We start from the raw sequence: 14,909 nt of genomic DNA, 5'->3' as shown, positions 1-14,909 counted from the left end.
CGCTTTGCGCGCGGCAAAAGGCGGAGATTCCGGGACGAGTCGCGTCGAGGCCGAGCTCCAGAAGCGAGACGTGAGTAATGAGATCCCGCCCTTTCGAAGTCGCACTCACGCATCTCACCCGCCATCAGCGAGCCCAGATGCGAGCCACGAGAAGGCAGCAACGAGTCTCGAGATCGAGCTTCAGATGCGAGATGGCTCGCGGCTCGAGCCTCAATCTCGCCCACCATCGACACCGCTCTATCTATGCTAGTTACTTCGATCACCGCAGCTCCACGGCGCAATGGCCGATTCGACGTCGCTGTCGACGGTGGCCACGTCGCCACGCTTTCGCTCGAGGCGCTCGAGCGATTGCGACTCGCCGTCGGCGTTGTCGTCGATGAGCGCCTCGATGCTGCGTTGGCGCGCGAGACGAGCATCGTCGCCACCTACGATCGAGCGCTGAACATGATCGCCCTTCGCGCACGCTCGTCAGCCGAGCTGCGGCGGCTGCTCGTGAGGAAACGAGAGTTGCCCGAGTACGTCGACGTCGCCATCGATCGACTACTCCGTGCCGGATTTCTCGACGACGCCAGCTTCGCGAGACAGTTCGCTCGCAGCAAAGCCGTCGGCGCCGGACTCTCGCGCCGCCGCGTGCAGCTGGAGCTGGCTCGTCGAGGCGTCGCGCGCGAAGTGGCCGATGCGGCCATCACCGAAGTCTTCGCGGATGAACACGTCGACGAGGAAGGCACTCTCGAGCGCGTCGCGCGCAAGAAGTTGAAATCACTCGAACGCCTCGACACCACCGTCCAGCGACGCCGACTCTACTCGTTCCTCGCTCGGCGCGGTTATGACGGCGACGACATCGCGCGAACCCTTCGCACCGTGTTGTCGCGCGACGAAGCCCACGCGAGAGAATGACTGCGGAGTCGCTCAGGGCGGTTGTGTTCCGTGCGTCCGTGCGTCCGTGCGTGCAATCGCGGGAGCGGAGCCGCTCCGGGGCACTATGACGATACTGCCATCGCCCCTACGCCGTTAGGCATGGTCGATAGGATGGCAGTATCGCCATAGCTGCCCCTCCGGACTCCGCTCCTGCTATCGAGACTCGACTCCGCTCCTGCCATCGAGATCTGAGCACAATAAAGGCGAGAGGAGCGGGAGCGAGCGCACAGCGCGAGCGACTCCATATCGGCTTCGAGCGAGCGCCAGCGAGCGACTTCTGATGCGGAATATAGGACAGCCTGCGAGCGTATGCTCGCAAGCTGTCCTATATTCCGCAGAATGAAGGCCGCTGAAATCAGACTGCGATTTTTAGACTATTTCCGTCGTAACGGACACACCATCCGTCCGAGCTCCTCGCTCGTTCCAGGCGACGATCCCACCCTGCTGTTCACCAACGCCGGGATGGTCCAGTTCAAGAAAGTCTTCCTCGGTCTCGAGGAGCCAGACTTCGGGCGTCGCGCGACCACATCGCAGAAATGCGTGCGTGCCGGCGGAAAGCATAACGATCTCGAGCAGGTGGGCCACACGGCGCGGCACCACACCTTTTTCGAGATGCTCGGCAATTTCTCCTTCGGCGATTACTTCAAACGCAACGCGATTGAGTTTGCCTGGGAGTTCGTCACGCATGAGCTGTCGCTCGACCCCAAGGAGATTCGCGTCTCGGTGCACCACGCCGACGACGAAGCGCGCGCGCTCTGGCGCGAGATCGCCGGTCTCCCCGACAGCCGCATCTACGGTCTCAGCGACAAGGACAATTTCTGGCAGATGGCGGACACGGGCCCATGCGGTCCGTGCTCCGAGATCTACGTCGACCTCGCGCATCTCGCGAACGATTGGCGCTATCCGGCCGGTGCGCACGGCGAGTGGACCGAGGACCACGACGACTATTCGCTCGAGGGCTTCGTCGAAGGTGCCGAGGCGGGCCGGTTTCTCGAGATCTGGAACCTCGTGTTCATGCAGTACGATCGGCAGTCCGACGGGACGCTCGTGCCGCTGCCAAAGCCATCTGTGGATACGGGTGCTGGCCTGGAGCGCATCGCGGCGGCGCTGCAGGGCGTGACGAACAATTTTCACACCGACGTCTTCTCATCGCTGATTCGCAAAGTCGAAAAAGTCGTCGGCATCCCGTACTGGGGACGCGAGAACGATGAGCCACGGTCGGGATTGAAGGTGCGGGGCGGACGCGGCGGATCTGATGTGATCGCGAATGCGGTGTCGCCGGCCTCTTTTCGTGTGCTTGCCGACCACGCGCGCGCGGTCGCCTTTTTGTTAGCCGACGGCGTATTTCCATCCAATGAGGGACGGGGGTACGTGCTCCGTCGCATTCTTCGGCGGGCGGTACGGCACGCATGGCTCCTCGGACGCAAGGAGCCGACGCTCGTGGACGTCGTCGAGACCGTAATCGAAACGATGAACGATGTCTATCCCGAGCTCAAAGCGCGCGCGAAGCACATTGTCGAGACGACGCGCGTGGAGGAGCAGGGATTCCTCGCCACGATCGAGGGTGGTCTCTCTCGCTTCGAGCAGCTCGCGCCAACGCTCACTGTCGAGGGCAGCGCCGATCTGCGAGGAACGATCAGCGGAGAGGATGCCTTCCGCCTGTACGACACCTTCGGGTTTCCGATCGATTTGACGGAGCTCATGGCGCGCGAGCGCGGCTATACCGTCGACATCGCGGGCTTCGAGGCGGCGCTGCAGGCACAACGAGAGCGCTCGCAGGCGGAGCGAAGGGCCAGGAAGATCACGGTCGGTACCGATAGCCTCGCCGACTGGAACCAATGGGAGCTTCCGCCGGGTGAGAAATCCGCTGAGGGAAGCTTCGTCGGTTACGACGCGATCGAGATCGAGACGCAGACGACGGCAGTTCGCCATTTGCCGGACGGCCGCGTCGCGGTTCTCCTCCGCGAGTCGCCATTCTACGCCGAGTCGGGTGGACAGATCTCCGACCGCGGTGAGATCAGCGGCGACGGTTGGCGCGTCGAAGTCGACGACGTCCGCAAGATCGATGGGCGTCCGGCCGCCGTCGGTCCGCTCGTTGGCACCTTTCGCTTCGGGCGCGTCACCGCGCGCGTGCCGAGCGAGCGGCGTCATGAGACGGAACGCAATCATACGGCGACGCACCTGTTGCACGCGGCATTGCGGCAGGTGCTCGGCGAAGCCGTCCATCAGGCGGGCTCGCTCGTGGCGCCGGAACGACTGCGATTCGACTTTACTCATCACGGGCCGGTGAAGCGAGAGCGTCTCGAGGAGATCGAAGCACTCGTGAACCGCGAGATCTGGCAGGCGATCCCGGTCACGACGGACGAGATGGCGTATCAGGAAGCGCGCGACGCTGGCGCGATGGCGCTGTTCGGCGAGAAATACGGCGACGTCGTGCGCGTCGTGAAGATCCCTGGCTTCTCGATGGAGCTCTGCGGCGGCACGCACGTGCGCAACACGGCGCAGATCGGATTCTTCAAGATCGTGAGCGAGACGGGAGTCGCGGCTGGCGTTCGCCGGATCGAAGGAGTGACCGGTCCGGGCGCATACGAGTTCGTCCGCGGCGAAGAGCGCGCGCTGCATCGTGTGGCCGATTCGCTTCGCGTTCCCGCGGATCAGGTAGAGCGCCGGGTCAATCAGCTGGTCGAGGAGCGGCGAGCGCTCGAGCGTCGGCTCGAGGAAGCGATGCGCGGCGGCGGCGATCAACTGCAGACGCTGCTCGAGAAAGCGGTGTCGGTTGGCGCGAACGGCGTGCGCTATGTGTCCGGGACGGTGCGCGCGGGTGACGTGCGCGAGCTCCAGGTGTTCGGCGACGCCTTACGAGAGCGCATCGGCAGCGGCGTCGGCGTCGTCGGCAGCAAATTCTCGGACGGGAAGGGAGGCGTCATCGTCATCGTCAGCGACGATCTGCGCGAGCGCGGCATTCGCGCCGACACGCTGATCAAGGAGATCGCGGCCGCCGCCGGCGGGCGCGGCGGCGGGAAGGCGCATATGGCGCAAGCCGGTCTTCCCGACGCCGATCGATTCGACGAGGCAGCACAGCGCGGATTGGAGCTCGTGGGCGCCGCCCTCGGCGGGGCGTGATGACGCTGCTCGACTGGCTGCGATCGCGGACGCCCGCCCCGCCGCCCGCGCTGATGGAGCGAATCGTCGAGGCGTTAGGCCGGCGCGCCGAGGACGACGCGTCACGCGCAGCCGCGCTCTGCCTCGATGCGGCGACCGGGCTGCTCGAGCGACTCTTGCAGCCTGATGCCCTCGGACGGGACTCGGCGATCGATCTCCTCGCGGCCGACGCACTCGTCACTTATGCCTTCGAAGCGGCGGCCGCTGACATCGCGAAACTCGATGACCGCGCCACGGCCGCGATGACGCGGCTCGGAGCACTGGCGGGAGAGCCGACCTCGCCCGACGCCTGATCGATGATCGACGTACACACGCACTTGCTTCCCGGCGTCGACGACGGATCACCCTCGGCCGATGTCTCCATCCCGATCCTCGCGCGCTTCGCCGCCGACGGCGTACAGATCGTCGTCTGCACGCCGCATCTGGACGCATCACGCGCCGCGGCCGCGCCGTACGAGCGCCATCTCGAGATTCTCGCCTCACTTCGAGCCGCCGCCGTCGAGAGCCCGGAGCTCAAGCTCGGCTGGGAAATCATGCTCGATCAGCCCGGTGCCGACCTGCGCGACCGGCGGCTGTCGCTCGGCGGCTCGAGTGCGGTCCTCGTCGAGTTCCCGCGCATGATGATCCCGCCTAACGCGTCGGAAGAGCTCTTTCGGCTCAGGATGAGCGGCATCGTCCCCGTGCTCGCACACCCTGAACGCTACTGGGGATGCACGGTGGAGCGCGTCGAGGAATGGCGGCGCGTTGGGGCGGTGATCCAGACCGATGTCGCCGGCGTTTTCGCCAGCGGACCGCAGGGGACGGTGGCCGCGTCGCTCCTCGAGGAGGGCCTGGTCGATCTCCTCGCGAGCGACACGCACGGCGACTCGCGCGCACTGCTGCCCGCGCATCGTTGGCTCACCGAGCTCGGCGCGGACGACGCCGCGGATTTGCTCACGAGGCGAAACGCGGCTCACTTATTGGCGAACGAGCCGATAGAACCCGTTCCGCCCATCGGCCGTCGCCGCGGCGTGTTCGATCGTCTCAAAGAGCTCCTGCTGGGTAGCCGTTAGGCACCGTAGCGACACGTATCCCGTGCTCACAACTCCTGCTGCTTCCACCTCAGTCCAATACGAACGTTGACGTCGACACCCGGAGCGCAATTCACCTACGCGCTGCGCGATCTCGCGACCCTCGCCAACCGTGTCGCCGACGAGCTCGGCGCCCAGCTAGACGTCGCGCTCGGACTCGTCGAGGACACCGTTCGCGCCGGCGGAACGTTGTTCTTTTGTGGCAATGGCGGCAGCGCCGCCGATGCCCAGCACCTCGCCACCGAATACGTCGTCCGCTACATGCGAAACCGGCGAGCGTATCCGGCCATTGCGCTGACGACCGATAGCTCGCTCCTCACCGCCGCCAGCAACGATTTCGGCTTCGAGCACGTGTTCGCGCGACAGATTCAGGCGCTGGCGAAGGAGGGTGATCTCCTGATCATCCACTCGACGAGCGGCGCGTCGCCTAACGTGCTCCGTGCCGCCGAGGCGGCCCGTGATCGAGGCATTCCCGTGCTTGCGTTCAGCGCGCGCGACGGCGGTCCACTGCTCGAGCTGGCCGACCACTCCGTGATCATTCCGACCGACCGGACGGATCGCGCGCAGGAGATGCATCTCTGCATCGAGCACATCATCTGCGACCTCGTGGAGCGAACGCTGTGAACGCTCTTCGCGGCAAGCGCGCGTTGGTGACGGGCGGGTCGCGCGGCATCGGCGCGGCGACAGCGCTGTTGTTCGCCGAGTACGGCGTCGATGTGGCCATCGGGTATCGATCGCGGAAGGAGGACGCGGTGCGCATCGTCGAGCAGGCGAAAGCCGCCGGCGTGCGGGCATTCGCATATGCTCAAGACATCGGCTCGCGTGATGGATCGGAGTTGCTGATTCGGAGCGCGGCCAAGGACCTCGGCGGCCTGGACTTCTTCGTCGGTAACGCCGGCATCTGGCCCACCGACGACGTTCCGGTCGCCGACATGGACGACAGCCGCTGGCGGCGCACGATGATGGAGAACGTCGACTCGATGTTCTACACGACGCGCGCCGCGGCGCGCTCGATGTCCGACGGCGGACGCATCGTGCTCGTGTCGAGCACCGCCGGACAGCGCGGCGAAGCCTATCACGCCGACTATGCCGCCTCGAAAGGCGCAATGATCTCGTATGTGAAATCGTTGTGCATCGAGCTCGCGAAGCGCGGCATCACCGTCAACAGCGTTGCGCCAGGCTGGGTCGACACGGAGATGTGCGAGGAGCCGTTCGCCGCCGGCGGCCGCGATCGTATCGCGGCTTCGATTCCACTTGGACGCGTCGCTCATCCTCGCGACATCGCCGGTCCGATCGTCTTTCTCTGCTCCGACCTCGGCCGCCACATCACTGGCGAGATTCTCAACGTCAACGGCGGTAGTGTGCTCGTCGGATGATCGTTCTCCTCTTCACTGGCGGAACGATCTCGATGCGCCACGATCCGGCGAGTGGCGGCGCGGTCCCGTCGATGTCGGGGCGCGACATCCTTGCACTTGCGCCGGCGATCGAGAAGATCGCGGACGTGGAGATCGTCGACTTCGGCGCGTACCCCGGGCCTCACATGACGACCGACCGCATGTGGGCGCTCCGCAATGCCATCGCCGAACAACTTGGCAGGAGCGAAGTGCAGGGCATCGTCGTGACGCACGGGACCGACTCGCTCGAGGAATCGGCGTATCTCGCGGCGCGCTCGCTGGACGCGTCGAAGCCCGTCGTCTTCACCGGCGCAATGCGCACGGCGAGCGACCTTGGCTGGGACGGTCCGGCAAATCTCGGCGCCGCCGTTCGCGTGGCGGCAAGTGAGTCGACCGCGGGCTTCGGAGTCCTCGTCGCTATGTGCGACCGAATATTCTCGGCTCTGGACGTGACCAAGACCCACACGCATGCCGTCGACGCCTTCGAGAGTCCCGGCCTCGGACCGTTAGGCGTCGTGGACGACGGACAGGTCGTATTCCGCCGCGCGCTGCCCGAGTTGCAGCCGGCCCTCAGCCCGCGGGAGCTCGGCGGTCCCGTCGATATCGTTTACGCCTGGGCCGGATCCGATTCGCGGCTCCTCGACGCCTCGCGACGCGACGCTCGCGGCGTGGTGCTCGCCGGCATGGGCCGAGGCAACGTTCCCCCGGCGATGATCGAAGGGATCGATCGCTGGCACGACGAGGGCAAGCCGGTGATCATTGCCTCACGAGTCCAGCGTGGCCGCGTCGGCCGAACCTACGGCTACCCAGGCGGCGCGCGCCGGCTGCACGAACGCGGTGCCATCCTCGCCGGCAGCCGCAGACCGCAGCAGGCCCGGATCGATCTGATGTTGGCGTTAGGGGCTCAGCTCACCAACGTGGAGATCCGTGCTCTTTTCGAGCAGTGAGCGCGGAATACAGGCGACCCAGGCTTGAAAAGCTGTTGGTGCGATACCTTACCGGCGCCGCCAGGTATGGAAACACTGCCAATCGAACTCCTGCGCGGCACGAATCTGATCCGGAAAACCGAAGTAATCGGTCCACCCCTCTTGCTCGGCGCGCCAACGACAGCACCATCCGAACTCGAACACGTGCGTCGCGCTCTGCGCTCGAGCCTCGACAGTTCCCACGAAGTCCGAACACCCTGACGACCCCGATACGGCAACTCCGTCGATCGGGAGATCGGGCTCGGTCGCAAGGATGTGCTTGAGTAGTCGCTGAACCTTGACTCGCGGGACGTACGAATCGACCCGAATTCGTGCCGCCTCGCCGCGCGCGCAGTACGCGATCACATCTGCCTTGAACTTCTCGCACGCGCGCGACTGCGCCAGCAGTGCCTCCAACTCCTTCAAAACCCTACCTCCTTCCTTGGCCGAACTCGGCGCTAAATCGTTACGGGGGCAACCAAATATGGTACTCACGCGCCACTCGTTGCACCCCTGACGCGCTTCTCGACCGGGGAAGTCGCGATTATTCTCAACGCCCGGCCAATCCGTCCCAGACCAGCCCGTTTCCCTTCCAGCATGTCCCTTTTGCGTCCACCGGAGCCTGTGCTCGGCATCGCCCGACGCCTGGAGGAGTCGGGCTACGAGGCGTGGTGCGTCGGCGGTGCCGTGCGCGACGCGATACTCGGTCATCCCCATCTGGACTGGGATTTCGCGACGTCGGCAACGCCCGAGCAGGTGCGCGAAGTCTTCGGCAAGCGACGTACGATTCCCGTCGGCATTCAGTTCGGAACCGTCGGCGTCCTCGATGGCCAGGGCACGCTGCACGAGGTGACGACGTTCCGCCGAGACATCAAAACAGACGGCCGGCACGCCGAGGTCGAATTCGGCGCGACGCTGGAGGAGGATCTCGCGCGCCGCGACTTCACCATCAACGCCATCGCCTATTCGCCCTCACGCGACGAGCTCCGCGATCCGTTTGATGGTCGCGCGGACCTCGGCCGACGTGTCGTGCGCGCAGTCGGCGATCCGGACGCGCGCATGCGCGAGGATCGGCTCCGCGCATTGCGTGCAATTCGGTTTGCCGCGCGCTTCGAGTTCGACATCGAGGGTAACACCCTTGCGGCAATCGAGCGCAGCGCGCCGCACATGGGCCGCCTGTCGCCCGAGCGGGTGAAGCAGGAGCTCGAGAAGACGATGGACCAGGTCACGCGGCCTGGTCGCGCACTCGCGCGGTGGAAGAGCACGGGCGTGTTGGCGACGGTGATCCCATTGCTCGCGAACGTCGGCGACGACATCCTCGCCGCGCTGGATCTCCTTCCGCTACCGACGCTCGCGCCAAAAGCCTTCAGATTGTTCACACGTGTCGCCGCACTCTTCGTCGAGCTCGGAGAATCGCGGGCACGTGAGGCAATGACCGCGCTTCGATTCCCGCGCGCCGAGATCCGTCGCGTCGCCGAGCTTGCGGAGACGTGGAGCGAGATCGGTGCGAGACTGGGGGACGCGCTTGTGGAGCGTCTGCCGGTGTCCGACTCGCAGCTGCGACGCTGGGTCGCTGCGATCGGACGGCTGGATCTCGCTCCCTTCATGCGGATCGCCGCCGCCTCCATGGCGGCGCGTCATCCCGACGATCGAGTATTGCAATCTCGATTGCGCTCGCTGTATCGGCGCATGCTCCGCGCGGCGCAAACCGATCCGATCGAGATCGCCGATCTCGCCTTCGACGGCGACGACCTTCGCGTTGCAGGGATACCGCCAAGCCCTCTGGTTGGTAAGATACTGAACGCATTACTCGAGGCCGTGCTCGAGGACCCGAGTCGCAACAGCAGGGACTGGCTATTGCAAGAAGCCCAACGCATCGCGACGGAGACTAGCCCCTAGCCCCTAGCCCCTAGCCCCCTTGTTCTTTCGCGGCCGCACCCCTGAAGCCTCCATCTGGCGTCGATTTCGCGCCAGCGCCGACGGCTTCACGTTCGTGCAGGAATCCGACTTCTATGCGGCGCACGTCGTCGCCAACGCCGAGCGCGTCGTCGACCTTTTCTTCACCCTATCCGAGCAGCTCTCGCCGGCCACCGACGTGGTAATCGAGGATCTGCGCGGCGGGCAAACGTGGAAGGGTGAGGGTGTGGCGCTGCCGGACGTGCGCGAGCAGGTGGCGAAGCTCAAGATCCTTCTCGCGCGCTACGGCGGGATCGAGTTCTCCATCTTCACGTCGGAAGATCAGTTAACGCTAAACCCGCATCTCGAGCTTTTCATCTACGCGCGCACCGATCGCTGGCTGTACCTGCTCGAAGGCAAAGGGCTCGAGGAACAGAAGCGCGTGCGCACGAAGAGCTGGAAGATGAAGCGTGAGGATTTCCCCGCCGCGCCCGAGCTGGCCACCGCTCTCGCGGCCGCGGTCGAACGGCTGGGACTGAAGCCGGCGTGACGCGCGCGGAGCTGCTGTACGCGATAGCGGCAGCAGGCGCAAACATGCTCGGAGCGCTCGCGGTGATCAGCCGCGCGCGCTGGAGCCTTCGCGCGCTCGACCTGATCCTCTCGCTCGCCGCCGGATTTCTGATTTCGGTTACCGTACTGGATCTCTTTCCGGAGGCCATCGAGCGTTCGGGCAGTCGCGCCGCGATCGTCGCGCTCGTCGCTTACGTGCTCGTGCATCTCAGCCAGCACACGCTCGGCCGGCACTTTCATTTCGGCGAGGAGACGCACGAGGTCTCGGAGATCGTGTCGATTTCCGCCCTCGTCGGACTCCTGCTGCACACGTTCGTCGACGGTGTCGCCGTCGCGAGCTCGCTGAGAGTGAGCTCCTCCCTCGGCGCGCTCGTTTTCGTGGCGGTGCTCCTGCACAAATTTCCGGAAGGTCTGGCGATCTCGAGCCTGTTCCTCGCGGCGGGCGCCGGACGCGGCCGAGCGCTTCTCGCCGCCGCCGCGCTTGGCGCCGCGACATTTCTCGGCGTCTTACTCACCGGTCAGCTGACTTTTCTTCAGTCGAACGGCCTCGCGATTGCCGCCGGCGTGACACTCTACGTCGGCGCGTCGAACCTCGTGCCGGAATTCCAGGCGAAGCGCGGCTGGCAAATTCCGACGAGCTTTCTTTTCGGATGTGGGCTCTACTTGGCAGCGCGCTCGCTTGCTCGCTGACCTGTCATCTTGAGCGAAGCGCTTGCCTTCGCAGAATTCCGGGAAAGCGCGCGAGCTTGAGGCTCGAGAATTGAGTGGTGAGATCCGGCTTACTCCGTGAGGCGTTGCCTGAGTGCCACATCGAAAGGGCCGGAGCTCATCACTCACGTCTCGCTTCTCGAGCTCGCCCTCGACGCGATTTCAGTTTCAATTCACGATACAAGGATGACAGCTGGTGCCTGATCGCAGATCGAGAGGTCGCGGCGACGATCAGAACGAGTCGCTCTTTGCCGCGCGGACGCCGGAGCCGCTCGCGGCGCGCATACGTCCGCGCTCGCTCGACGAGTTTGTCGGGCAGGAGCACCTACTCGCCCCCGGGAAACCATTGCGCGAGGCAATCGAGCGCGGCGACGTGATGTCGATGGTCTTCTGGGGTCCGCCCGGCTCCGGCAAGACGACACTCGCGCGCATGATCGCGCGTTACACCGATCGCGAGTTCGTTTCATTCTCGGCCGTCACCGAAGGAGTGCCGCGCGTGCGCGAGATCGTGCACGAAGCGGAAGGGCGCCGCCGGCTCGGCCGAGGGACGATTCTCTTTGCCGACGAGATTCATCGATTCAACAAGGCGCAGCAGGACGCGTTTCTCCCGCACGTCGAGGCGGGCACGATCACGCTCATCGGCGCCACGACCGAGAATCCATCGTTCGAGATCAACGGTGCGCTGCTCTCCCGGCTGCGGGTGTTCGTGCTGCAATCACTCTCGCGCGACGCCATCAAGGGCTTGCTCGTGCGTGCGCTCGAGGATCGCGACCGCGGCCTCGGAGCGATGGAGCTGAACGCCGAGCCGGACTCGTTAGGCCTGATCGCCGAGCAGGCTGACGGCGATGCGCGGCGCGCGTTGACGGCGCTCGAGGCGGCGGCAACGCACGTCGGTGCCGGTGGCACCATCACCGTCGACGTCGCGCGCGACGCGCTGCAGCTCCGCTTCGCGCGATACGACAAGGGCGGGGAAGAGACGTACAACATGCTCAGCGCCTTTCACAAGAGCCTGCGCGGTAGCGATCCACAGGGCGCACTCTATTGGATGGCGCGTATGATCGAAGGTGGTGCGGACCCCATGATCATGTTTCGCCGCTCGCTCGCCATGGCGGCTGAGGACATCGGACTCGCTGACCCGGAAGCGCTCAAGATTGCCGTCGCCGCACGCGATGCATTTCACCATCTGGGGCCGCCAGAGGGATATTTACCGCTGGCCGAGATGATCGTGTATCTCGCGACCGCACCAAAGTCGAACAGCGCGAAGCGCGCGCTCGGTGCGGCGCTGGAAGCGGCCCAATCACACCCAGCCGAACCCGTACCCCTGCACATCCGGAATGCTCCGACGCCGCTGATGAAGGAACTGGGTTATCACCAGGGGTACCAGTATGCGCACGATGCTGAGGAGGCGTACATTCCTCAGGAGTATCTGCCCGAGTCGTTGCGCGGCGCGACGTTCTACGAACCGGGGAAATTCGGATTCGAGCGCGAGATCGCGAAGCGCATGGCCTGGTGGGAGGAGCTGAAGCGCAAGGCGGAGCAGTGATTGGTGGTTGGCGATCGGTAGTCATGAACCACCAGCAACCAATCACCAACGACCAATCACCTATCAGAGGTTCCAATGCGACGAATTTTGTTGGCGGCGGCAGTGGCAGTGGTTGGTTGCTCGGCACTCGGCAAACAGGCACTCAGGGATCCCGTCGTCACCCTCGCGGACGTGAAGGTGACCGGAGTCGGCCTGAACGGCGGCTCGCTCGACGTCGTTTTGAATGTTCAGAACCCTAACGACTTCCGGCTCGACGCGACGCAGCTTCGCTACAACGTGCTCGTCGACACCGTGCCCTTCGCGAACGGCACGACGATGCAGCGGTTCACCGTCGAGGGGAAGAAGACCCAACAGGTACATATCCCGATCAGTTTCACGTATTCGGGTGTCGGTGCCGCTGGGCGTCAGCTGATGAACACGGGGAGCGTGCTCTACACGGTGAAAGGCGACGTCACCGTCGGTTCGCCGGTCGGCAATCTCACCGTGCCCTTCTCGCAGACGGGCCGCTATTCCACCCTCGGCGGCAACAGCCGCGGAAACTGACCAATCGCTAAAGAACCGATCGACATCGGTCCGGCAGTCGATCGCGCGGTCCTCGTCGGCGCGCCGCTCAAGCGCGCCGGTGCCCGTCGCGCCGTCGACGACCATCTGCGCGAGCTGCAGGAGCTCGCCGACACCGCCGGCGCCGTCGTTGTCGGGCAGATCATGCAACAGCTCGACAAGCGTCACCCCGGCACGTACCTCGGCTCCGGGAAGATCGACGAGCTGCGCGACATGGTGGCGGACCGGAATGCGTCGCTCGTGATCTTCGACGACGAGCTGTCGCCGTCGCAGGGGAAGAACATCGAGGACGCCGTGGGCCAGCGCGTCGTCGACCGCGCGGAACTCATCCTCGACATCTTCGCGACGCGCGCGCGCACGGCCGAAGCGAAAATGCAGGTCGAGCTCGCGCAGCTCGAGTACATGCTGCCGCGCCTGACGAGAATGTGGACCCACCTCGAGAAATTCCGGGGCGGCATCGGCATGCGCGGCCCCGGTGAGACGCAGCTCGAGACGGACCGGCGGCTCATCAACCATCGCATCAAGCTCCTCAGGGAGCGCCTCCGCGACGTACAGAAAGGACGCGTCGTCCAGCGGCAATCGCGACAGCGCGCATTCAAGGCTTCGCTCGTCGGCTACACGAATGCGGGCAAATCGTCGATCTTGTCCGGCCTCACGGGCGGCGGGCAAGACATCTTCATCGAAGACCGCCTCTTCGCGACGCTCGATCCGCTCACGCGCGAGGTCGACGTCGGCGAGGCGAAGGTGCTCGTCACCGACACCGTCGGTTTTATCCGAAAACTCCCACACCATCTCGTCGCATCGTTCCGCGCGACGCTCGAGGAGACGGCCGAGGCCGACCTGCTCCTCCACGTGATCGATGCGAGTCAGCCGCTGTGGGAAGACCAGCGCCTCGTCGTCGAGCAGGTCCTCGAGGAGCTGGGCGTCGGAGACCGGCCGCAGCTGCTCGTGTTCAACAAGACCGACCTCCTGAGCGAGGAGGAACTGCTCGCGTTGCAGGAGCGCATCGGCCGGCTCGTGAAGGGCGCCGTATTCGTCTCGGCTGTTCACGATGGCGGCCTCGAGCCATTGCGACGTGCGCTGGGCTCAGCCATTCGCGCGCGTCGACCGCTCACCGAGATCAGATTCTCAGCTGGTGACGGGAAATTGCTCGCGGAGATTCATCGTGGTGGTGAGGTCGTCGATCAGCGTACCGATGGCGATCAGCTCATCATTCGCGCGCGCGTCGACGACGCGCTCGCCGGCCGCCTTCGACGCGCCGGCGCCGAGGTCATCGGGGGCATCGCGACGCCCATCTGACGTGTGGTGCAGTTCACTCTGCATCACAGCGTGCACCTGTCGAGCTTCCCTGAACCGTAACCGGTGACGGGCCCGGAGATTGCACATCCGGGCCACAACGGTGGGGTGGAATGCACCCCGAAAAGAGCTCACGCCTTGCCCGATCACGAGATGAGTTAGTGATCACGAATGCCGCGTGCAGCACAGCGCGCGTGAGCGCTGCTTTACACTCGAAACCCTTCTCCTCTTTGAGCACATGAGCGCGAAGACCCGTGTATTGGTGACTGGAGCTGGCGGCTTCATCGGCCATCATTTGGTGAGCTACCTGAAAGACCGGGGCTATTGGGTGCGCGGCGTTGACGTCAAAGAGCCGGAGTACGAACCGACACGGGCCGACGAGTTCGAGCTCCTGGATCTCCGGCGCTGGGGTAACTGCCTGCAAGCGACGCGCGGAATCGACGAGGTCTACAACCTCGCCGCCAACATGGGCGGGATCGGGTTCATCGAGCATAACAAGGCCGTGATCATGCACGACAACGTGCTGATCAACATTCACATGCTCGAGGCAGCGCGGCTGAACGGGATTCAGCGCTATCTCTACACGAGCTCGGCCTGCATTTATCCCGGCTACAAGCAGACGAGCAGGGACGTGACGCCGCTCAAGGAAGCGGACGCGTATCCGGCCGATCCCGAGGACGGCTACGGCTGGGAGAAGCTCTTCAGCGAGCGCCAGTGCCGGCACTACACCGAGGACCACGGGCTCGAGACGCGGGTGGTGCGCTTCCACAACATCTACGGGCCGTTAGGCACGTACGATGGCGGGCGAGAGAAGAGCCCGGCAGCG

General features: G+C 65.0%; 15 protein-coding genes. 14 read left to right on the top strand and 1 reads right to left on the bottom strand.

The genetic code is table 11. The features are described from left to right. The first annotated feature begins 243 nt into the window (after nucleotides 1-243). The 7 genes from VGH98_16045 (at nucleotide 244) to VGH98_16015 (ending at nucleotide 7,491) form a co-directional block, all read left to right on the top strand. The gene (locus VGH98_16045; GenBank protein HEY2377491.1) at nucleotides 244-897 is read left to right on the top strand and encodes a regulatory protein RecX; all 654 of its coding nucleotides are present in this window, start codon (nucleotides 244-246) and stop codon (nucleotides 895-897) included. Nucleotides 898-1,257: 360 nt separating this feature from the next. Beyond that, complete coding sequence (gene alaS / locus VGH98_16040) at nucleotides 1,258-4,041, top strand: alanine--tRNA ligase (GenBank protein HEY2377490.1); 2,784 nt, start codon at nucleotides 1,258-1,260, stop codon at nucleotides 4,039-4,041. Further along, nucleotides 4,038-4,373, top strand: a complete 336-nt coding sequence (locus VGH98_16035; GenBank protein HEY2377489.1) for a hypothetical protein — start codon at nucleotides 4,038-4,040, stop codon at nucleotides 4,371-4,373. The genes alaS and VGH98_16035 overlap by 4 nt, the downstream gene beginning before the upstream one ends. A gap of 3 nt (nucleotides 4,374-4,376) precedes the next feature. Beyond that, entirely contained in the window at nucleotides 4,377-5,132 is a 756-nt protein-coding gene (locus VGH98_16030) for a CpsB/CapC family capsule biosynthesis tyrosine phosphatase (protein ID HEY2377488.1), read from the top strand. Nucleotides 5,133-5,198: 66 nt separating this feature from the next. Then, nucleotides 5,199-5,774 (top strand): SIS domain-containing protein, encoded by a 576-nt coding sequence (locus VGH98_16025; protein ID HEY2377487.1) that lies wholly within the window; start codon nucleotides 5,199-5,201, stop codon nucleotides 5,772-5,774. Then, the gene (locus VGH98_16020; GenBank protein ID HEY2377486.1) at nucleotides 5,771-6,526 is read left to right on the top strand and encodes an SDR family oxidoreductase; all 756 of its coding nucleotides are present in this window, start codon (nucleotides 5,771-5,773) and stop codon (nucleotides 6,524-6,526) included. The genes VGH98_16025 and VGH98_16020 overlap by 4 nt, the downstream gene beginning before the upstream one ends. After that, nucleotides 6,523-7,491 carry an asparaginase gene (locus VGH98_16015; GenBank protein ID HEY2377485.1) on the top strand — a complete coding sequence of 323 codons (969 nt, stop codon included), beginning with the start codon at nucleotides 6,523-6,525 and terminating at the stop codon, nucleotides 7,489-7,491. Before VGH98_16020 ends, VGH98_16015 begins: the two co-directional genes overlap by 4 nt. A 48-nt stretch (nucleotides 7,492-7,539) precedes the next feature. On the opposite strand, the gene VGH98_16010 is transcribed toward VGH98_16015, so the two are convergent. Continuing rightward, nucleotides 7,540-7,935, bottom strand: coding sequence for a hypothetical protein (locus VGH98_16010; GenBank protein ID HEY2377484.1), 396 nt, complete (start codon nucleotides 7,933-7,935; stop codon nucleotides 7,540-7,542). A 171-nt stretch (nucleotides 7,936-8,106) separates the two neighbouring features. Here VGH98_16010 and VGH98_16005 point away from each other — a divergent pair, with 171 nt between their 5' ends. From VGH98_16005 to VGH98_15975, 7 genes are all read left to right on the top strand, one after another. After that, nucleotides 8,107-9,408: a CCA tRNA nucleotidyltransferase gene (locus VGH98_16005; protein ID HEY2377483.1), complete on the top strand. Its 1,302-nt coding sequence runs from the start codon at nucleotides 8,107-8,109 to the stop codon at nucleotides 9,406-9,408. A 19-nt stretch (nucleotides 9,409-9,427) separates the two neighbouring features. Continuing rightward, nucleotides 9,428-9,955: a hypothetical protein gene (locus tag VGH98_16000; GenBank protein ID HEY2377482.1), complete on the top strand. Its 528-nt coding sequence runs from the start codon at nucleotides 9,428-9,430 to the stop codon at nucleotides 9,953-9,955. Continuing rightward, nucleotides 9,952-10,665 carry a ZIP family metal transporter gene (locus VGH98_15995; protein HEY2377481.1) on the top strand — a complete coding sequence of 238 codons (714 nt, stop codon included), beginning with the start codon at nucleotides 9,952-9,954 and terminating at the stop codon, nucleotides 10,663-10,665. Before VGH98_16000 ends, VGH98_15995 begins: the two co-directional genes overlap by 4 nt. A gap of 214 nt (nucleotides 10,666-10,879) precedes the next feature. Further along, nucleotides 10,880-12,226: a replication-associated recombination protein A gene (locus tag VGH98_15990; protein HEY2377480.1), complete on the top strand. Its 1,347-nt coding sequence runs from the start codon at nucleotides 10,880-10,882 to the stop codon at nucleotides 12,224-12,226. 75 nt (nucleotides 12,227-12,301) lie between these two features. Then, on the top strand, nucleotides 12,302-12,769 hold the full coding sequence (locus tag VGH98_15985; GenBank protein ID HEY2377479.1) for an LEA type 2 family protein: 468 nt from the start codon (nucleotides 12,302-12,304) through the stop codon (nucleotides 12,767-12,769). Nucleotides 12,770-12,772: 3 nt separating this feature from the next. Next, entirely contained in the window at nucleotides 12,773-14,086 is a 1,314-nt protein-coding gene (gene hflX / locus VGH98_15980) for a GTPase HflX (protein ID HEY2377478.1), read from the top strand. Between the two features lie 235 nt (nucleotides 14,087-14,321). Next, the coding region (locus tag VGH98_15975; GenBank protein ID HEY2377477.1) for an NAD-dependent epimerase/dehydratase family protein at nucleotides 14,322-14,909 on the top strand (588 nt) is incomplete at its 3' end.

The organism is Gemmatimonadaceae bacterium (assembly GCA_036496605.1).
Classification (GTDB): domain Bacteria; phylum Gemmatimonadota; class Gemmatimonadetes; order Gemmatimonadales; family Gemmatimonadaceae; genus AG2.
Note: the sequence above shows the minus strand (reverse complement) of the source record. Positions and strands in the feature narration are given on the sequence as shown.